Here is a 19,184-nt window from a genome sequence, read left to right as displayed (position 1 = left end):
GCGACGGGCGGTGCCACCGCCGCCGGCCGCGTGCGTTCGAAGAGCCCGACTCATTACGGAGTGACACTGTGAAGCTGCTGCGTGTCGGACCCGCCGGGGCGGAGCGCCCCGCACTGCTGGACCGCGAGGGCGTGCTGCGGGACCTGAGCGGCCTTGTGGGCGACATCGACGGGGCGCTGCTCGCCGACGGGCAGGCCCTGGAGCGGATCGCGGCGGCCGGGGCGGCGGGGACGCTGCCCGTGCTGGAGGCGGCGCTGCGGGTCGGGGCGCCGCTGGCGCGGATCGGGAAGATCGTCTGTATCGGGCTCAACTACCACGACCACGCCGCCGAGACCGGTGCCGAGCCGCCTGGCGAGCCGGTGGTCTTCATGAAGGCGCCGGACACGGTGGTCGGCCCGGAGGACACCGTGCTGGTGCCGCGGGGGAGCGAGAAGACCGACTGGGAGGTGGAGCTGGCCGTCGTCATCGGGCGGGAGCTGCGGTACGCGGCCTCGCACGAGGAGGCGCTGGCGGCGGTCGCCGGGTACGCGGTGGCGCACGACGTGTCCGAGCGGGAGTTCCAGATCGAGCGCGGCGGGCAGTGGGACAAGGGCAAGAACTGCGAGACGTTCAACCCGCTCGGGCCGTGGCTGGTGACCGCCGACGAGATCGCCGATCCGCAGGCGCTGTCGCTGAAGCTGTGGGTCAACGGCGAGCTGAAGCAGGACGGCAGCACCGCCGACCAGATCTTCCCGGTCGCCGAAGTGGTGCGCTACCTCAGCCAGTTCATGACGCTGTACCCGGGGGACGTGATCAACACCGGTACGCCCGCCGGGGTCGCGCTCGGGCAGCCGGACCCGAAGCCGTTCCTGCGGGCGGGCGACGTCGTGGAACTGGCCATCGAGGGACTGGGCCGGCAGCGGCAGGAGTTCGCGTCGGCCTGACGGCGGGGCGGGGTGCGGGCCGTCGGTGCCGTGCGGGCGCCGGCGGCCGCTGCGCTCAGGTCGCCCAGGACGTCCTGAGGTCCTCCAGGAAACGGGTCAGACCGGTCACCACCAGCGCGTGGTCCTCGGCCTGCGGGAGGCCGGAGACACCGGCCACGCCCACCACGCCGACGCCGGTCACCCGCAGCGGGAACGCGCCGCCGTGCGCGGCGAACAGCCCGGGGTCCAGCCGGGAGGACTCCTCGAAGGTGGTGCCCCTGGCCCGGAAGCGCTCGCCGACCAGCAGCGAACTGGCCGCGTAGCGCTCCACGACCCGGGCCTTGCGCTCCAGCCAGGCGTCGTTGTCGGCGGTGGTGCCCTCCAGGGCGCAGTGGAAGAGCCGCTGGCCGCCGCGGCGGACGGAGACGGTGACGGCGGCCTGGCGTTCCCGGGCCAGTTCCACCAGCAGGCAGCCGAGCCGCCAGGCGTCGTCGTGGGTGAAGCGGGGCAGCACCAGAATCCGTTCCTGGTCGGCGAGTTCGGCCAGGCGGTCCGGGGCGCCGGCGCTCACAGCCGGACCGCCTGTCCGGTGCGGGCCGAGAGACGGGCCGCCTCGATGACCTCCAGGGTGGCGGCGGCCTCCAGCGCGGTCACCGGGGGCGGTCCGCCGTCGCGCAGCGCCGCTTCCACACCCCGGTAGAAGGCGGGGTAGTCGCCGGGGGCGGAGGGGACCGGCCGGGCGTTGCCGTCGGTGCCGAGGGTGCCCCAGGAGGACTCGGGCTCTGCGCCCCAGCCGGTGCCCTGACCGGGCCGCAGCCCCTCCCGCAGCGCGCCCTCCTGCGGGTCGAGGCCGTAGGTGACGTAGCCGGCGGTGCTGCCCAGCACCCGGAAGCGGGGGCCGAGGCGGGCGGTGGTGGCGCTCATCCACAGGTGGGAGCGGACGCCGCCCGCGTGGGTGATCGCGATGAAGTCGTCGTCGTCGGCCGCGGCGCCCGGCCGCTGGACGTCGGACTCGGCGTAGACCAGCGCGGCCGGCCCGAAGAGGGTCAGCGCCTGGTCGACCAGGTGGCTGCCGAGGTCGTAGAGCAGGCCGCCGATCTCGGCCGGGTCGCCGGACTCGCGCCAGCCGCCCTTGGGCTGCGGGCGCCAGCGCTCGAAGCGGGACTCGAAGCGCTGGACCTCGCCCAGTTCGCGCTTGTCGACGAGCCCGCGCAGGGTCAGGAAGTCGCTGTCCCAGCGGCGGTTGTGGAAGACGGTGAGCAGCAGGCCCCGGGAGGCGGCGAGTGCGGCCAGCTCCCGGGCCTCGGCGGCGGTCCCGGCCAGCGGCTTGTCCACCACGACCGGCAGACCCGCCTCCAACGCGGCGGTGGCCAGCTCGACATGGGTCCGGTTGGGGGACGCCAGCACCACCAGGTCCAGCACGCCGGCCCGCGCCCACAGCTCGGCGGCGGTGCCGGCGAAGCGGACGTCGGGGTGCTCGGCCCGCGCCTGCTCGCGGCGCTCCGGGCTGCCGGTGACGACCGTGTCCAGGACCAGGCCGGGGGTGGCGGCGATCAGCGGGGCGTGGAAGAAGGAGCCGGCCGGGCCGTAGCCGACGAGGGCGACGCGGAAGGGCGCGCGGCGGGCTCCGGGACCGGTTCCAGGGCCCGGGGCGGTGCTGCCGGAAGTGCTCATGGGCCTACTTTCGCACGCCGGGGTGCGCCGCGTGCCGCCGGATCCGGGGGCGCCGGCGGTGGTGGGGCCGGTCGCGGCGGTTCCGGCGGCGGCGCCGCGGGCGCCGTGCGCGGGGCCGGCGGCCTCCGGGCGGCCGGTGCCGGTGCCGGTGCCGGTGCCGGGGCGGGGGCGCGGGCCCGTGCGGCCGCGAGAGGGGGCGCCGCACCGGGTGGCGGGGCCCCCGAGGCGGACGGCGGGGCCGACGCCGGGGCGGGTCCCGGGGTCAGACCAGTTCGACGATGTCCGCGATGGAGTCGACCACGTTCGTCGGCCGGAACGGGTAGCGGTCGATGTCCGCCCTGGCCGTCAGCCCGGTGAGGACGAGGAACGTCTCCATGCCCGCCTCCAGCCCGGCCAGCACGTCGGTGTCCATCCGGTCGCCGATCATCGCGGAGGTCTCCGAGTGCGCCCCTATGGCGTTCAGCCCGGTCCGCATCATCAGCGGGTTCGGCTTGCCGACGAAGTACGGGTCCTTGCCGGTGGCCTTGGTGATCAGCGCGGCGACGGAACCGGTGGCCGGCAGCGCGCCCTCGGGGGACGGGCCGGTGTTGTCCGGGTTGGTGGCGATGAACCGGGCACCGCCGTTGATCAGCCGGATCGCCTTGGTCAGCGCCTCGAAGGAGTACGTCCTGGTCTCGCCGAGGACGACGAAGTCCGGGTCGGAGTCGGTCAGGACGTAGCCGGCGTCGTGCAGCGCGGTGGTCAGTCCCGCCTCGCCGATCACGTAGGCGGTGCCGCCCGGCCGCTGGTCGTCCAGGAACTTCGCGGTGGCCAGCGCGGAGGTCCAGATCCGGTCCACGGGGACGTCCAGGCCCATCCGGGTCAGCCGGGCGTGCAGGTCGCGCGGGGTGTAGATGGAGTTGTTGGTCAGGACCAGGAACGGCCGTCCCGACTCGCGCAGCCGCCTGAGGAAGGCGTCGGCCCCGGGGACCGGGACGCCTTCATGGATGAGCACACCGTCCATGTCGGTCAGCCACGATGCGACGGGCTTGCGCTCTGTCATGGGTGCGGACTCCTGCCGTGCGCGGGCTCACGAGGTGACTCCGCGAGCATGCCACACCCCGTCCGCGGCCCGGCCCGCGGCGGCCGGCGGTCCCGTACCGACCGCGTCGCGCGCCGCCGCGCCCGGCGGCGCGGCCCCGGCCGTGCCCGTGACACCGCGTAGCGCCCCGCTCACCCTGATGGGCCAGCGATCCGCCGCCCGGGGTGCGGGCGCGGGGGGCCGACGGGATGTTCGAAGCACCGGGTGCGGCCCTGCCCCCGGCTGAGCGGAGGTCGCCCATGTCCGGTCCGAAAGTCCCCGCCGTCGCCGCCGTGGGCGTCGCGATCGCGCTCGCCGTCGGCGGGATGTCCACCTCCAGACAGGCCGTCGCCGACGAGGGCGGTGCGGAGTCGGGCGGCACCGGCACCAGCAGCAGTCCGAGCGGTTTGTCGTCGGGCTCGGCCGCGCCGATGGACGTGACGCCGCGGACCGTCGCCCCCGGCGGGGTGGTGGCGCTGCGCCTGGCGACCTCCTGCACGGCCGGGCAGCAGGCCCGCGCCAGCGCCGACGTCTTCGTGGACAGCGTGGCCCTCGGCCCGGCCGGCGACGGCAGGGGGCTGGAGGGCAGCGCGTTCATCAGGTCCGACGCGGCCGACGGCTCGTACGCGATCGCGGTGGACTGCGACGGCGTGACCAGCTCCGCGGCGGCGTCCGTCACGGTCACCGCGGCCGGCGGCGGTGTACCGGACCGGCCGCCGACGCCGGACCGGCCGGTGCCCGCTGGAGGCGGTGGCACCGCCCAGCTCGCGGCCGGTCCGGCCGCGGCGGGCACCAGCACCGGCGCGCTGCTGGCCACCGGCGGCTTCGCGGCGGCGGGCCTGGCCGGGCTGCTCGTCCGCCGGCGCCGCAGCGCGGCCCGCGGCTGACCGGGATGACCGAAGGGGCGGACGGGCCCGGTACCGGGCCGGCCGGCCGGAAGTGGACGGCCCTCGCGGCCGGACTGCTCCTGTCGGCGGTCTGGCTGGCCGGCCACCACAAAGGCGGCGCCGCGGCCGGCGCCGCGACCGGCACCGCCCCGCGCGCCCTCGCCGCCGCGGCCGGCGACCACCCCCCGCGGCTGTACGCGCCGCACGGGCCGCTGCCCGCCGCGCTCCCCGAACACCTCGACATCGCCTCGATCGCCGTGCACGCGGACCTGGTCGGGCGCGGGCTGCGGGACGGCGCCGTCGAGCCGCCGCCGTACGACACACCGGGCGTGGCCGGCTGGTACCGCGACGGTCCCGCCCCCGGCGCCGCCGGCGCGGCGCTGGTCGTCGGCCACGTCGACACCAGGACCGGCCCCGCCGTCTTCTACGGCCTGAGCACCGTCAGGGCCGGCGCCGAGGTCGACGTCACCCGCGCCGACGGCACGGTCGCCGAGTTCTCCGTCGAAGCCGTCGAGGTGGTGCAGAAGGCCCGCTTCGACGCCACCCGTGTCTACGGCTCCACCGGCCGCCCGGAACTGCGCCTGATCACCTGCGGCGGCACCTTCGACCGGACCGCCCGGACCTACTCCGCCAACGTCGTCGTGTACGCCGTGCTCACCGGCTCCCGCCCGGCGTAGCGCGACGGGCGGCGGCCCGCGGGCCCGCTTATGTCGGGGTCCGCAGTGCGATCCCCGTCGTGGAGGTCCGGATGCCCGTGCAGGAGGACAACGAGGGGCCGTTGTTCGCCGAGGGCGCGGGCGACCGGGTGCAGGAGGCGCGGGCGGCGGGGGCGCCGGCCGGGCTGGCACGGGAGCTGGCGGAGCTGCTGGGGGCCAAGAAGGTGCTGGGGCGGGTGCCGACCTGGTCCGGTACGCCTCGGACGCGAGCCCGTACCGGTTCGTGCCGCAGGTGGTGGTGGCCCCCCGGGAGCGTGCGGGACGTGGTCGAGCTGATGGGGTACGCCCGCCGGCAGCGGCGGCACCTGGTGTTCCGGGCGGCGGGGACGAGCCTGCGCGGGCAGGCGCAGGGCGAGGACATCCTGGTGGACGTACGCCGGCACTTCGGCGGGGTCGCGGTGGAGGCGGGCGCCGACGGGGGCGTGCGGGCGCGGATCCTGCCCGGGACGGTGCTGGCCCGGGTGGACACGGCGCTGGCCCGGCACGGCCGGGTGCTGGGCCCGGACCCGGACAGCGCGGCGGCGGCCACCGTGGGCGGGGTGCTGGCCGGCAACGCGTCCGGGCCGGCGGCGGGCGTCAGCCGCGACTCCTGCCGCACGGTCGCCTCGCTCACCGTGGTCCTGCCGTCGGGCACGGTGGTGGACACCGGCGACCCGGAGGCCGACACCGCGCCGGCGGCGGCCGAGCCGAAGCTGTGCCAGGGGCTGCTGGACCTGCGGGACGGGATCGAGGCGGACCCGGAGCCGACGGCATGGATCCGGGCCAGGCACGCGATCAGGAACACCGGCGGCTACCGGCTGGACGCCTTCCTCGACGGCGAGACCCCGGCGCAGATCCTGCGCGGCCTGATGATCGGTTCGCAGGGCACGCTCGGCTCCGTCGCCGAGGCGGTCTACACGACCCTTGCCGCTGCGCCCCGCGGTCGCCGCCGGGCTGCTCTTCTTCCCCTCGCTGGCCGCCGCCGCGGCCGTCCCGCTGTTCACCCGGGCCGGCGCCGAGGCCGTCGAGCTGACGGACGAGCGGGTGCTGCGGGCCACCGGCCTGCCCGGCGTACCGGCGCGGTGCGCCGCGCTGCTGGTGGAGTTCCGGGCCGCGGACGACGCCGGACTGGCCGCGTACGAACGGGCCGCCCGCCGGATCTGCGACGACCTCGGTCTGATCGGGCCGGCGGCGGGGCGCGGCGGCCGTCTACCACCCGGCGTGCGCCAACCGCGGCACGGCGCACGCGCAGCTGACCGCCGCCGCGACCCGCCGGGAGGCCGAGGAGGTCGCCGCCCGCGGGTACGAGGTGTACCAGTCGGCGAACCGGATGTGCGAGCTGGGCATGGAGAACGCCACCGGGGAGCCGTACGCGTCGGTGCTGGTCGCGCTGGAGCGGGCCACCCGCTGACCGGGGCGGGGCGGGGCGGGGCCGGGGCGGGGCGGCGGCCGGGGATCGCACCCGGCGCTACGCGGCGCCGACCAGCCGGTGCGGGACCGGCGCGAGCAGCAGCAGGACCACGTCGTCGGACAGCGACCCGCCCGCGTGCCGGAGCAGGTCCGCGTAGACCCGCTCGACCGCGGCGTCCAGCTCGGGCGCGGAGCCGGCGACCAGCGGCCCGACCCGCTCGGCCAGCGGGTAGAAGCTGTGGTCCACGGGGCTGCGCGCCTCGATCACGCCGTCGGTGCACAGCACCAGCACGTCGCCGGGCAGCAGCGGCGCCCGCCAGGACGTCGGCCCGCCGGCCACCATGTCGGCCAGGCCCAGCGGCACCCACGGGTCGGCCGGGTCCAGCGTCTCCACCGAGCCGTCGGGGGACACCCGCAGCGGCGCCACATGGCCGTAGTGCAGCAGCTCCACGCTGTCCGGCCGGTCGAACTGGGCGAACAGCGCGGTGATGAAGTCGCCGGTGGTCACGTGCCGGCGCACGCTGAGGTCGATCCGCTCGGCGACGCAGTCCAGCCCGCCCTCGTCGTACGCGGCCTCCCGGAACGCGCCCAGCACCACCGCCGAGGTCTGCACCGCGGCCAGGCCCTTGCCGCGGACGTCGCCGATCAGCGCCCGCACCCCGTGCGGGGTCTCCAGCACGGAGTACAGGTCGCCGCCGATCTGGGCGGCGTCGGCGGCCGACACGTAGCGGACGGCGAGCCGTACCGAGCCGACCCGGGGGGCGGGCGTCTGCATCAGCGCCTGCTGGGCGGCCTCCGCGACCGAGGTGATCGCGGTGAACGCGCGGGCGCCGGTCTCGCGGCGCCAGGAGATGTAGACACTGAAGACGGAGACGATGCCGTAGGCGAAGAGCTGGCCGAAGATCACGTCGTGGTCCGGGATGTCGACGGCGCCGTCGTAGGGGGCCAGCGCGCCCTGGACGCCGGCGCCGAGCAGGCAGACCAGCAGGGTGCCGCGCCACTTGACGGTGATCGCGGCGAGCGAGGGCGCGACCACGATGCCGGGCGTCAGGTAGTGGTCGCGGCCGGCCAGCAGGTCCGAGAGCACCACCAGGCCGATCACCGCGAGCGGCAGCGAGATCCCCATACGCGAGAGGTAGAGGCCCTCCATCCGCTGCAGGACTCCGATGAACCTCGACCAGGCACGCTTCACACGGGCTACCCATCTGGCGATCGGACGGCATCAGGTCAAGCGTTCCACCTCCGCCCGGCCGCGCAACCGCAGGGCCGCGGCGCCCGCGCGGTCCGCCGCCGCCCGATAGGGCACCATGGGCGGCGGCGGACCCACCGGGCCGCCGGGATCCGTGGCGGGGAAAGCGGGACGTGCGGTGCGGGAGCGGTTGCGGGCGGACTGCGGGGAGTGCTTCGGGCTGTGCTGCGTCGCGCTGGCGTTCAGCAGGTCGGCGGACTTCGCGGCGGACAAGAAGGCCGGCGAGGCGTGCCGGAACCTGGACCGGGCGCACCGGTGCGGGATCCACGCCGGGCTGCGCGGCAGCGGGTACAAGGGGTGCACGGTCTACGACTGCTTCGGGGCCGGGCAGCACCTGTCGCAGGTGACCTTCGGCGGACAGGACTGGCGGGCCGCCGCGGACGGCGGGCGGGCGATGTTCGCCGCGCTGCCGCTGCTGCGGCAGCTGCACGAATTGCTCTGGTACCTCGGCGAGGCCCGCGACCACGGCGTCGCCCGGGAGGAGACCGAGCGGGCCTGGCACCGGGTCGACACGCTGACCCGGCTGGCCCCCGCCGAGCTGGCCGCGGTGGACCCGGCGGCCGAGCGGGCCGCGGTCGGGGAGCTGCTGCTGCGGGTCAGCGAGACGGTACGGGCCCGGGTGCCGGGCCGCCGCGCCGACCACCGGGGCGCGGACCTGGTCGGCGCCCGGCTCCGCGGCGCCGCGCTGCGCGGCGCGGGCCTGCGCGGCGCCCTGCTGATCGGCGCCGATCTGCGCGCGGCAGACCTGCGGCTGGCCGACCTCCTGGGCGCGGACCTGAGGGACACCGATCTGCGCGGCGCCGACCTGACCGGCGCGCTCTTCCTCACCCAGTCCCAGCTGAACGCGGCCCGCGGCGACACCCGTACCGTGTTCCCACCGGCCCTGGACCGCCCTGCGCACTGGGCGTAGCGCCCGGCGCGTACCCCCGTCGTACGACCCGCCGCCCGGCTACGCCGAAGGCCCCCCGCTCGCAAGCGGAGGGCCTTCGGCATCTCAGGTGCGCCGCCAGGGACTCGAACCCCGGACCCGCTGATTAAGAGTCAGCTGCTCTAACCAACTGAGCTAGCGGCGCCTGCTGACAAGGAAGATCGTACCCGATGGCCAGGGCGTAACCCAAACCGGCGGCGGCTCACAGGCTCACCGAGAGCAGGACCGGCGCGGCTCGCCCGTGCAGCACGTCGGCGGCGGCCCGCAGCCGGTGCGCGCTGGTGGCGGGCATGGACAGCGCCAGGCAGGCGGCGGTCCGGCCGAGGGTGACCGGGACGGCCGCGCACACCGTGCCGACCGCGTACTCCTGGAGGTCGAGGGTGGGCACGGTCGCCGGCTGCCGCTCCAGCCGGCCGAGCAGGACCTGCTCGTCGACCTCGGTGCGGGAGGTCAGCCGGGCCGGGCGGTGCCGGGCGAAGTGGTCCACCCGGGCGTTGTGGTCCAGCTGGGCCAGCAGGCATTTTCCGATCGCGCTGGCGTGCCCGGAGGAGCGGAAGTCCACCCACTCGTTGACCCGCGGCGTGCCCGGGCCGTCGGCCACGTCGACGACGCGGATCTCGCCGTCCTCGTAGCGGCCGAAGTAGACCGCCGCGCCGATCTCGTCCCGCAGCTCCGCCAGGACCGCCTGGAGCCGCTCGGCCGCCGCGCCCTCCCGGCCCGCGGCGCCCAGCGCCACCGCGGACTCCCCGATCACGTATCCGCCGCCGGGCAGCAGGCCCAGGTACCTCTCCCGGTGCAGGGTCGCCAGCACCTGGCCGAGGTAGTCGGGCGGCACCCCGACCTCGCGGGCGAGCTGTTCCGCGGTCACGCCGTGCCGGTGCGTGCCGACGGACTCCAGTACGCGGAGCGCGTACCGGACCGCGTGCACCGGACTCGACGTTCGGTGGTCTGACGCCACGGTGGCTCCCCTGAAAGGTCTGGCCGCTTCGCGTTCTCCACGATAGCCCCAATAGCCTTTACGGTAAGGGCGGTCGGGGCGGCGCTCCGGCGCCCGGCGGGCGTGTGTGCAGCACCTGGTCACTCTGGCATATACCCCTGGCGCTGCCCTCGGTGATCGGGCGCACGCCGCCGCCGGGAACAACCGGACGGCGGCTCCGGTTGTCGCCGACGGCGGACCCGGCACCCCGGCACCCCGCTGTTCGGCAGCGAGACGACAACGGCACGACGACCATCAGGAGGCGCCCGCTGTGGGTGAGCAACGACAGGGCAGCGACCGGTACGGCATCCGGGGCACGGCCCGCGGCTCCGCGCCCGTACCGCTGTCGGTACTGGACCTGGCCACCGTCGGCGAGGGCCTGACCGCCGGCGACTCGCTGCGCAACAGCGTGGAGATCGCCAAGGTGGCCGAGACCCGCGGCTACCACCGGATGTGGGTCGCCGAGCACCACTCGATGCCCGGCGTGGCCAGCTCCTCGCCAGCCGTCATCCTGGCCCACCTGGCCGCCTACACCCGGATCCTGCGGCTGGGCTCGGGCGGGGTGATGCTGCCCAACCACGCGCCGCTGGTCATCGCCGAGCAGTTCGGCACCCTGGAGGCGCTGGCCCCCGGCCGGATCGACCTGGGTCTGGGCCGGGCGCCCGGCACCGACGGGGCCACCGCGGCGGCGCTGCGCCGGACCGACTCGCTGCGCGAGGCCGGCGACGAGTTCCCCCGGCAGCTGGCCGAGCTGACCCGCTTCCTGGACGACGACTTCCCCGACGGCCACCCCTACACCCGTATCCACGCCATCCCCGGCCCGGTGCAGGGCAGCGCCGAGGGCGGCGTGCAGTCGGCGGGCCGGCCGAGCGTGTGGCTGCTGGGCTCCTCCGGCTTCAGCGCGCGGCTGGCCGGGGCGCTCGGGCTGCCGTTCTCCTTCGCGCACCACTTCTCGTCGGCCAACACCATTCCGGCGCTGGCCCTCTACCGCGAGTCGTTCCGGCCCTCGGAGGTGCTGGACCGGCCCTACGCCTCGATCGGGGTGGGCGCGCTGGCCGCCGAGGACCCGGCCGAGGCGCGCCGCCAGGTGCTGAGCGGCGCGCTGGGCATGCTCCGGCTGCGGACCGGCCGGCCCGGTCTGCTGCCGACGCCGCAGGAGGCGGAGGCGTACGCCTTCAGCCAGGCCGAGCTGGACTTCGTCGACTCCTGGGTGGGGGACGTCGTCCACGGCGACCCGGAGACGGTCCGTACCGGCCTGGACGAGCTGGTCGCCAGGACCGGCGCGGACGAGCTGGTGATCACCGCCAACACGCACACCCCCGCGGCGCGGCTGCGCTCGTACGAGCTGATCGCCGACGTCTACGGCTTCCCGAAGGACGCCACGGTGAAGGCCGGCGGGCACGTGACGGGGGAGTCCGCGGCAGGTTAAGGACCGATTTCCGGGCTCCGGTGGTCCAATGCCGGAACAGAGTGTGGGGCCTGCCTTAACCCAGCGTTAAAGCCGCTCGTCACCCGGTTGACGAGCGGCTTTGCTCAGGTCGTGAACGATCCGCGGCCGGTCCTGCGGCTCCGGATTGGTCTAGTCCAAGTCTGGTTCAGACCATTGACGCGCACTTGACGAGGGGTTATCCATTCAACAGCCCCCTGTTGTTCCTCCCTCTCCCCCCGGAGGTACTCGTGCAGTCCAGGAAGAGAGCGCTGGTCGCCGCCGCCACCAGCGCCGCCCTCGCCGTCGGAGCGCTCACCGCGCTCGTCACCGGTGTGGGCTCCGCCCAGGCAGCCCCCGCGCCGGCCGCGGCCAAGCCCGCCGCCGCCGCGGCGAGCAGCGGCGGCGTCAAGATCGCGTACTACGACCAGTGGAGCGTGTACGGCAACGCGTACTACCCGAAGCAGCTCGACACCTCGGGCGTCGCGGGCAAGCTGGACATCCTCAACTACTCGTTCGAGAACATCGATCCGACCAACCTGACCTGTTTCGAGGCCACCAAGGCGTCCGACGCCAGCAACGAGAGCAACCCCAACGCCGGTGACGGCGCGGGCGACGCCTTCGCCGACTACCAGAAGTCGTTCGGCGCCGCCGACAGCGTCGACGGTGTGGGCGACGTCTGGGACCAGCCCATCGTCGGCAACTTCAACCAGCTGAAGAAGCTGAAGGCCAAGCACCCGCAGCTGAAGATCGTCGCCTCGATCGGCGGCTGGACGTACTCCAAGTACTTCTCCGACGCGGCCAAGACCGACGCCAGCCGGAAGAAGCTGGTCAGCTCCTGCATCGACATGTTCATCAAGGGCAACCTGCCGGTGCAGGGCGGCTACGGCGGTGCGGGCACCGCGGCCGGCATCTTCGACGGCTTCGACATCGACTGGGAGTACCCCGGCTCGCCCAACGGCCACACCGGCAACCACTACAGCACCGCGGACAAGGCGAACTTCACCGCGCTGCTGGCCGAGTTCCGCACCGAGCTGGACGCCTACGGCGCGGCCAACGGCGGCAAGCACATGCTGCTCACCGCGGCCCTGCCGGCCGGCCAGGACAAGATCGCCAACGTCGAGACCAACAAGATCAGCGCCTACCTCGACTACGCGAACATCATGACGTACGACATGCACGGCGCCTTCGAGACCACCGGGCCCACCAACTTCCAGGACCCGCTGTACCAGTCGCCGAGCGACCCGTCGTCGCCGATCGCGCCCGGCACCGAGAAGTACAGCACCGACGCGGCGATCACGGCGTGGACCACCGGTGACGCCGCCTACGGTATCGCCGGCGGCTTCCCGGCCGACAAGATCACCATGGGCTACCCGCTCTACTACCGCGGCTGGACCGGGGTGCCGGCGGGCAGCAATCACGGCCTGTACTCCTCGGCCACCGGCCCGGCCGCGGCACGCAGCCTCAGCGCCACCGCGGGCACCGCGTACTACAAGGAGCTCACCGGGTTCGTCGACAACGCCGCGGACACCTTCTACGACACGGCGAGCCAGACGAACTACTTCTACAACGGCACCGAGTTCTGGACCGGGCTCGGCGCCCAGTCCATCCAGGCCAAGGCGGACTACGCGCACTGCCACGGCCTCGGCGGCTCGATGATGTACTCGCTGCTCGACCTGGACGCGTCGGCGACGCTCTTCAACAAGATCGTCACCGCCACCAACGGCTCGGCAACCGGCTGCTCCACCACCACGACGCCGCCGACCACGCCGCCCACGACGCCGCCGACCACGCCGCCGACCACGCCGCCCACGACGCCGCCGACCACGCCGCCCACCACGCCGCCGACCACCCCGCCGGCCGCCTGCGGCAGCCTGCCCGCCTGGAGCGCCACCGCGATCTACGTCGGCGGCGACCAGGTCTCCTACGCCGGCCACAAGTGGCTGGCGAAGTGGTGGACCACCAACGAGGTCCCCGGCACCACCGGGCAGTGGGGCGTCTGGCAGGACAACGGCCCCTGCTGAGGGCTGACGCCGCTGCCGCACCGGACACGTAACCCGTCCGTCCCGCCAGCCGAGCGCCGCTGAGCGCCCTGTACCGGGCCCGCGTCCTCACTCCCCCCGAGGACGCGGGCCCTTCAGCGCAGCAGCTCGGAGATCGCCGCGGCCGGCACCGGCCGGGAGTAGTGCCAGCCCTGGCCGGTGTCGCAGCCGATCCGGCGCAGCCGCTCGGCCTGCTCGGCGTTCTCCACGCACTCCGCGGTGACCGTCAGGCCGAGCCGGTGGGCCAGGTCCACCAGGGCCTCCACGATCGTCTCGTCGGCGGGGTTGGGGTGCTCCGCGGAGCGGAAGCCCTGTACGAAGGAGCCGTCCAGCTTGAGCGCGGAGACCGGCAGCCGGCTCATGTAGGCGAGGTTGGAGTAGCCGGTGCCGAAGTCGTCGATGGCGATCCGCACCCCCATCTCGTGCAGCGCGTGCAGCGCCTGGAGCGGCCGGCCGGCCGAGCCCATCACCGCGGACTCGGTCAGCTCCAGCTGGAGCAGCCGGGCCGGCAGCCCGGTCTCCCGCAGGATCGCGCCGACGTCGGCCACCAGGTCGGAGTCCCACATCTGCCGGACGGCCACGTTCACGCTGACCACCAGCGGCGTCGCCGGGTACGCCTGCTGCCAGCTCCGGGCCTGCCGGCACGACTCGGCGAGCACCCAGCGGCCCAGCTGCACGATCGAGCCGTCCTCCTCGGCCAGCCCGATGAAGCGGTTGGGCGCCAGCCGGCCGAAGTGCGGGTGCTCCCAGCGCACCAGGGCCTCCACGCCCCGCAGCTCGCCGGTGTCGAGCGCCACCAGCGGCTGGTACTCCAGGACGAACTCACCGCGGACGACGGCCTGCCGGAGGGTACGCGACAGCGCCTGCCGGGTCATCCGGTGCTCGTTGCGCTCGGGGTCGAAGAGCGTCCAGCGCGCCTTGCCGTCGGTCTTGGCCCAGTACAGCGTGGTGTCGGCGGCCTGCATCAGCCCGGTCGCGGAGGCGCCGGCCGCCTCGCGCTCCACCACCCCGATACTGGCCGACACCGCGAGCCGGTGCCCCGCGATGTCGAACGGGTGCTGGAGCGCGGCGAGCACCGCCGCGGCGAGTGCGGTGGCCTGCCCGGTCCCGGTGGAGTCCCGCAGCAGCAGGGCGAACTCGTCGCCGCCGAGCCGCGCGACCAGATGCCCGCCGGGCCTGGCGCAGACCAGCAGCCGGGCGGCCACCGCGGTGAGGAGTTCGTCGCCGACGTGGTGCCCGAGCGTGTCGTTGACCGCCTTGAAGCCGTCCAGGTCCAGGTAGCACAGGCCGATCCGGCCGGTGGCGCCGGCGGCGCCGCGGTGCCGCCGGCGGGGGGCGTCCTCGCAGGCGGCGGCCAGCCGTTCGAAGAACAGCGCCCGGTTCGGCAGCCGGGTCACCGGGTCGTGCATCCGCAGGTGCCGCAACTGCTCGCGCAGCGTGTCGCGTTCGCCGACGTCCTCGACGGTCAGCAGCAGCGGCCGGGAGCCGGTGTGCGCCAGCGTGATCTCGGCGCGCAGGCTGCTGCCGTCCGGGCGGGCGATCCGCCGGGTGCAGCGCAGCCGGTCGCGGCGGCCGGTCAGCACGTCGTGGAAGGCGGCCCCGGTGTGCGAGTCGCCGGTCAGGCCGAGCAGCGGTCCGGCCCCGACCGATGTCATCCGTTCGGGTGAAGTACGCAGCAGCGTGGCGAGCGCGGCGTTGGCGGCGAGGACGGTGCCGTCCGGGCCGAGCAGGGCCATGGCGGACGGGGCGACGGCGAAGGCGGCGCGGTAGTCGCGCGGTTCGGCCTCGCCGGGACCGGGCTCCCGGTCGGTGCCGTCGCGCGGGGCGGTCCGCCGGTCGGCCGGCTCGCGCGGTCCGGCGGGGCGGGGGCCTGCGGGGCGCGGGCCGGTCGCGGAGGCGCCGGCTTCTAGGACGCCGGTATCGGCGGCGCCCGGTTCGCGGGCGCCGGCTTCCCGCGGGTCGGTCTCCGGGCCGCCCGCCGCCCGGGGCCCGGCGTCCGGCGCACCGCCGGTCCCGGCCCGCGGCGTGCCGCCGCCCCCGGCGTCCGCGTCGTGCGGCACGGCGCCGCACCGCTCGGCGTTCCCGGACGCCGCCGCGCGCACAGTGCTCTCCCGCGGTTCGTCGACCCGGGCAGTCGAGGGCAAGGCATTACTCTGCGTGATGACGTGTGCCGTGCTTTCGGTGCTTTCGGGTTCGACGCCGGGGCCGCCCGAAGGTCCGCCCATGGCCTGCTCCCTGTTCGCGCTCGTCTCCCTGGCGATCATATGGGCTGGCGGAGTCGGTGTTCCAGCGTCGGCATGATGATTCTCGGCACGCGTACCGGTGGACTGTCCGTCCGGGTGTCTCCGGCTCGATCACCTGATCGCCATCCGTACACCGTTACGGAGGGTAGCCGGGCGGGGTGGTGTGACTCCGGCGCCGGGGTGGTGCGGGAGTGTGCGCCGGGCCGCCGGGAGCCCCGCCGGCCGGACCCGCCGGGTGCCACCCGCACGGACCAGCCGAACACCGCAAACCTCCCTATTCCATAGCAAGGTGATGGAGGTGCTCCGAAAGGGGGCGCTCGTCCTCCGGAGGTCACAGTGCGGCGGTCAGGCAGCGCAGCAGGCGATCCGTCAGGAGAGCGGCACCGCGGCGCCCCGGGCCGGCCCGCCGCCCCGCCCGCGGCCCCTCCCGTCACGCGCCGCGCCGCCGCCGGCCGGGCGGCGCCGCGGCACCGGCGGGCGCTGCGGTCGGCCGCCGCGGCGGTGGCCGGCTTCGCCGGCCTGGTCGCCTGGACGCTGATGACCGGCCCGGCCGCCCACGCGGCCGGGAGCCTGTGCCTGCTGCCGCGGACCGCCGCGCACCACTCGGAAGGGGTGGACGGCTGGGAGAGCGACTACGCGCACCCCGCCGGGGACGTCAGGGCGCTGATGGTCTTCCTGTCGTTCCCCGACGGCGAGCCGCGGCTGACCCCGGCCGAGGTCGCCGCCGACCACTTCCCGGGCACCGCCCGGTTCTTCGACCGGGCCTCGTTCGGGAGGTTCCGGCTGCACGTCCACCCGCAGACCCGCTGGCTGCGGATGCCGCACCCGTCGACGGACTACCTGATCAGCCGCGACTGGGACGCCACCGAGCGCACCGCCTACCTGCGGGACGCGATCGCCGCCGCCGACCCGGTCACCGACTTCCACGGCTACGACGTGGTGTACCTAATCGCCGACCCGGACGCGCCCGGCGTGGACTCCGACGCCACCAAGGTCGTCAACCTCGCCACGCCCCTCACCGTGGACGGCACCCCGCTGCGCCGGCTCGTCACCGTCTTCGAGCACCACCCGCCGGACCACAACGTGCTGGCCCACGAGACCGGTCATGTCTTCGACCTGCCCGACCTGTACTTCCGGCCGCCCGCCGGCAGCAACGCCGACTGGGACACCCACGTCGGCGACTGGGACCTGATGGGCAGCCAGTTCGGGCTGGCGCCCGACCCGTTCGCCTGGCACAAGTGGAAGCTCGGCTGGCTCGGCCGCGACCAGGTCGGCTGCGTGTCGCGCACCGGCACCGCGTACTACGACCTGAGCCCCGACGAGACCGGCGGCGGCACCAAGCTGCTGGTCGTCCGGACCGGCGCCGACACCGCGCTCGCCGTCGAGGCCCGCGACCGCACCGGCAACGACCGCTACGCCTGCCGCGCGGGCGTGCTGCTCTACCGGGTGCGCTCCGACCGGGAGTCGGGCGACGGCCCGATCGACGTGGTCGACGGCCACCCCGGCAGCTCGGCGTGCCCCGCCACCTCGGTGTACCCGCCGCTGGCCGACGCGCCGCTCGGGGTGGGGGAGTCCTACGCACTGCCCGACGGCTCGACCCGGGTCACGGTCACGGCCCGCGCCGCCGCCGGCACCTGGACGGTCCGCGTCACCGAAGGCCTGCCGGGCAGCCGCTCCGGAAGCGGGGTCTAGGCCCGTGGCGGCGGTGCTGCGCACCGGGCTGCGGCTGCTGGCCCTGACCGCGGTCGGTCTGCTCGCCGTCGGCTCCGCCGTCTCGGCGGGTCCGCACGGCCCCGCCGTGCACGCCTCGCCGCCGCCCGCGGGCCGCCCCTGCGCGCTGCGGGCCGTTCCCGGGGTCGCGATGTCCGAGGGCTTCCCCGACCAGGCGGCGCGCGGGCCGGGAGCGGAGTTCGCGCCCTCCACCGGGACCGTCCGGGCGCTCACCGTGATGATCGACTTCCCCGACGCCAGAGCCCCCTACGGCGCCCGGGAGCGCTACGGCGAGTTCTTCCCCGCGGTCAGGCAGTGGTACGCCCGCGCCTCGTTCGGCCGGCTGGACTACGAGTCCACCCCGGTACTGCGCTGGATACGCATGCCGCGGCCGTTCACGGCGTACCGGATCGGCCGTGGCTACGGCTGGGACGCGCACACCGCGATGATGCGCGACCTGCTCAAGGCCGCGGACCGCGGCATCGACTTCCGCGGCTACGACATCCTCAACGTCCTGGTCACGCCCAACGCCGGGCCGCCCGCCGACGAGGCGGTGCTCTCGGTGACCTGGACCGGCGCCTCGGCCGTCACCACCGACGAGGGCGCCCACCTGGACAAGGTGTCGCTCATCTACGGGCACGACCAGTCGGGTTCACGCGTCCTCAGCCACGAGAACGGCCACACCTTCGGGCTGCCCGACCTCTACGCGGCCGACGACTTCGCCCGCACGGACGTGCTGGCCGGGCAGTGGGACACCATGTCGCTGGACTGGGGCCTGCAGGGGGACGTGTTCGCCTGGCACAAGTGGCGGCTCGGCTGGCTCACCGACGGCCAGATCGCCTGCGACACCGGCAGCGGCCAGGCCACGTACACGCTCCGCCCGATCGAGGTACCCGGCGGGCGCAAGGCGGTGATCATCCCCTACGGGCCCGCCCGCGCGTACGTGCTGGAGGTGCGGGCGGCGGCCGGCAACGACGTGGACGCCTGCCGGGAGGGGGTGCTGGCGTACCGGGTGCGCACCGACGTGGACTCCGGGCAGGGGCCGGTGACCGTCACCGACGCCCATCCGCTCACCTCCGCCTGCGACTTCAGCAGCGGCGCCTTCAACTCGCTGAACGACGCGCCCTTCGGGGTGGGGGAGAGCTGGAAGGACGCCGACTCGGGGGCGTCCTTCCGGGTGCTCGCGCACAGCGCGGCGGGTGAGTGGGAGGTCCGCGTCACCCGCCGCTGAGGACCGGCCGGCCGGAGCCGTCAGCTGAGCAGCTCGGCCTCAAGGGTGATGTTCACGCCCGCGAGCGCCTTGCTGACCGGGCAGTTGGCCTTGGCGTCCTGCGCCGCGGCCTCGAAGCCCTCGGCGTCCAGTCCGGGCACCCGGGCCTTCACCGAGAGGGTGATGCCGGTGATGCCCTCGCCGGGCTGGAACGTCACGTTCGCCACCGTCTGGATGGTCTCCGGCGGGTTGCCGGCACCGGCCAGGCCGTTGGACAGCGCCATCGAGTAGCAGGACGAGTGGGCCGCGGCGATCAGCTCCTCGGGGCTGGTCTTCCCGTTCGCGGCCTCGGCGCGCGAGGGCCAGGAGACCTCGTACGTGCCGACGCCGGACGTGTCCAGCGAGACGGTGCCGGCGCCGCCGATCAGCGGGCCCTTCCACTGGGTGGTCGCGGTGCGGGTGGTTGCCATGATGAAGCCTCCAAGAGGTACGTACCGTGCCTGCGGCTGAACGCTACCCCGCCGCGGGACCCGGCGCGGTGACAGGGCGCCCCGCCTGGCCGTACCCGCCGTCCCCTCGCGTCACTTGTAGACCGCGCCCGCCGCGGCCCGCCGGGCGCCGGCAGCTGGGAGACCGTCACGAAGGTGTAGCCGCGGGCATGACGCGGGAGATCCCCCTGTCGTGGTGGCCCAACCCGCGCGAAGCGGGCTGCCAGGGAACTGTACGCAGCGGGTATACGCCGGGGACGCCGCGGGGCCCGCGAGGTGCGGGC

General features: G+C 75.0%; 16 protein-coding genes, 1 tRNA gene and 1 pseudogene. 9 read left to right on the top strand and 9 right to left on the bottom strand.

Annotation, left to right across the window (positions count from 1 at the left end):
• Nucleotides 1–68: 68 nt before the first annotated feature.
• The gene (locus RLT57_RS09165; protein WP_311296876.1) at nt 69–923 is read left to right on the top strand and encodes a fumarylacetoacetate hydrolase family protein; all 855 of its coding nucleotides are present in this window, start codon (nt 69–71) and stop codon (nt 921–923) included.
• Nucleotides 924–978: 55 nt separating this feature from the next.
• Here RLT57_RS09165 and RLT57_RS09160 read toward each other — a convergent pair whose 3' ends face one another.
• The 3 genes from RLT57_RS09160 to RLT57_RS09150 form a co-directional block, all read right to left on the bottom strand.
• Nucleotides 979–1,473, bottom strand: a complete 495-nt coding sequence (locus tag RLT57_RS09160) for a heme-degrading domain-containing protein (protein ID WP_311296875.1) — start codon at nt 1,471–1,473, stop codon at nt 979–981.
• Nucleotides 1,470–2,576 (bottom strand): Gfo/Idh/MocA family oxidoreductase, encoded by a 1,107-nt coding sequence (locus tag RLT57_RS09155; protein ID WP_311296874.1) that lies wholly within the window; start codon nt 2,574–2,576, stop codon nt 1,470–1,472. Before RLT57_RS09155 ends, RLT57_RS09160 begins: the two co-directional genes overlap by 4 nt.
• A gap of 262 nt (nt 2,577–2,838) precedes the next feature.
• On the bottom strand, nt 2,839–3,618 hold the full coding sequence (locus tag RLT57_RS09150; RefSeq protein WP_311296873.1) for an HAD-IIA family hydrolase: 780 nt from the start codon (nt 3,616–3,618) through the stop codon (nt 2,839–2,841).
• A 278-nt stretch (nt 3,619–3,896) separates the two neighbouring features.
• On the opposite strand from RLT57_RS09150, the gene RLT57_RS09145 reads away from it, so the two are divergent.
• The 3 genes and pseudogenes from RLT57_RS09145 to RLT57_RS09135 all read left to right on the top strand — a co-directional run.
• The gene (locus RLT57_RS09145) at nt 3,897–4,523 is read left to right on the top strand and encodes a hypothetical protein (RefSeq protein WP_311296872.1); all 627 of its coding nucleotides are present in this window, start codon (nt 3,897–3,899) and stop codon (nt 4,521–4,523) included.
• Between the two features lie 5 nt (nt 4,524–4,528).
• Nucleotides 4,529–5,200 (top strand): class F sortase, encoded by a 672-nt coding sequence (locus RLT57_RS09140; RefSeq protein ID WP_311296871.1) that lies wholly within the window; start codon nt 4,529–4,531, stop codon nt 5,198–5,200.
• A gap of 71 nt (nt 5,201–5,271) precedes the next feature.
• Nucleotides 5,272–6,412, top strand: a pseudogene (locus tag RLT57_RS09135) (FAD-binding oxidoreductase); the annotation flags it as partial.
• 15 nt (nt 6,413–6,427) lie between these two features.
• Here RLT57_RS09135 and RLT57_RS09130 read toward each other — a convergent pair.
• Together RLT57_RS09130 and RLT57_RS09125 are read right to left on the bottom strand one after the other, a co-directional pair.
• Nucleotides 6,428–6,622, bottom strand: coding sequence for a hypothetical protein (locus tag RLT57_RS09130; RefSeq protein WP_311296870.1), 195 nt, complete (start codon nt 6,620–6,622; stop codon nt 6,428–6,430).
• A 64-nt stretch (nt 6,623–6,686) separates the two neighbouring features.
• Nucleotides 6,687–7,820, bottom strand: coding sequence for a PP2C family protein-serine/threonine phosphatase (locus RLT57_RS09125; protein ID WP_311296869.1), 1,134 nt, complete (start codon nt 7,818–7,820; stop codon nt 6,687–6,689).
• A 115-nt stretch (nt 7,821–7,935) separates the two neighbouring features.
• Here RLT57_RS09125 and RLT57_RS09120 point away from each other — a divergent pair, with 115 nt between their 5' ends.
• The gene (locus RLT57_RS09120) at nt 7,936–8,787 is read left to right on the top strand and encodes a pentapeptide repeat-containing protein (RefSeq protein ID WP_399128324.1); all 852 of its coding nucleotides are present in this window, start codon (nt 7,936–7,938) and stop codon (nt 8,785–8,787) included.
• An 89-nt stretch (nt 8,788–8,876) separates the two neighbouring features.
• On the opposite strand, the gene RLT57_RS09115 is transcribed toward RLT57_RS09120, so the two are convergent.
• Nucleotides 8,877–8,950 (bottom strand) — tRNA-Lys (locus RLT57_RS09115).
• 57 nt (nt 8,951–9,007) lie between these two features.
• On the bottom strand, nt 9,008–9,763 hold the full coding sequence (locus RLT57_RS09110) for an IclR family transcriptional regulator (protein ID WP_311296867.1): 756 nt from the start codon (nt 9,761–9,763) through the stop codon (nt 9,008–9,010).
• A gap of 289 nt (nt 9,764–10,052) precedes the next feature.
• Between RLT57_RS09110 and RLT57_RS09105 the strand changes: the two genes are divergently transcribed.
• Both RLT57_RS09105 and RLT57_RS09100 read left to right on the top strand, forming a co-directional pair.
• Complete coding sequence (locus RLT57_RS09105; protein ID WP_311296866.1) at nt 10,053–11,210, top strand: LLM class flavin-dependent oxidoreductase; 1,158 nt, start codon at nt 10,053–10,055, stop codon at nt 11,208–11,210.
• 248 nt (nt 11,211–11,458) lie between these two features.
• Complete coding sequence (locus tag RLT57_RS09100; protein WP_311296865.1) at nt 11,459–13,231, top strand: glycosyl hydrolase family 18 protein; 1,773 nt, start codon at nt 11,459–11,461, stop codon at nt 13,229–13,231.
• 113 nt (nt 13,232–13,344) lie between these two features.
• On the opposite strand, the gene RLT57_RS09095 is transcribed toward RLT57_RS09100, so the two are convergent.
• On the bottom strand, nt 13,345–14,985 hold the full coding sequence (locus tag RLT57_RS09095) for a putative bifunctional diguanylate cyclase/phosphodiesterase (RefSeq protein WP_399129802.1): 1,641 nt from the start codon (nt 14,983–14,985) through the stop codon (nt 13,345–13,347).
• Between the two features lie 1,008 nt (nt 14,986–15,993).
• Here RLT57_RS09095 and RLT57_RS09090 point away from each other — a divergent pair.
• Nucleotides 15,994–17,184: a M6 family metalloprotease domain-containing protein gene (locus RLT57_RS09090; protein ID WP_399128321.1), complete on the top strand. Its 1,191-nt coding sequence runs from the start codon at nt 15,994–15,996 to the stop codon at nt 17,182–17,184.
• A 4-nt stretch (nt 17,185–17,188) separates the two neighbouring features.
• Nucleotides 17,189–18,433, top strand: a complete 1,245-nt coding sequence (locus tag RLT57_RS09085) for a M6 family metalloprotease domain-containing protein (protein ID WP_311296863.1) — start codon at nt 17,189–17,191, stop codon at nt 18,431–18,433.
• A 20-nt stretch (nt 18,434–18,453) separates the two neighbouring features.
• On the opposite strand, the gene RLT57_RS09080 is transcribed toward RLT57_RS09085, so the two are convergent.
• A complete protein-coding gene (locus RLT57_RS09080) occupies nt 18,454–18,882 on the bottom strand; it encodes an OsmC family peroxiredoxin (protein WP_311296862.1) in 429 nt (142 codons plus the stop codon).
• Between the last annotated feature and the right edge of the window lie 302 nt (nt 18,883–19,184).

The sequence above is a fragment of the Streptomyces sp. ITFR-21 genome, assembly GCF_031844685.1.
Classification (GTDB): Bacteria; Actinomycetota; Actinomycetes; order Streptomycetales; family Streptomycetaceae; genus Actinacidiphila.
This window is presented reverse-complemented; position numbering and strand designations above follow the sequence as displayed.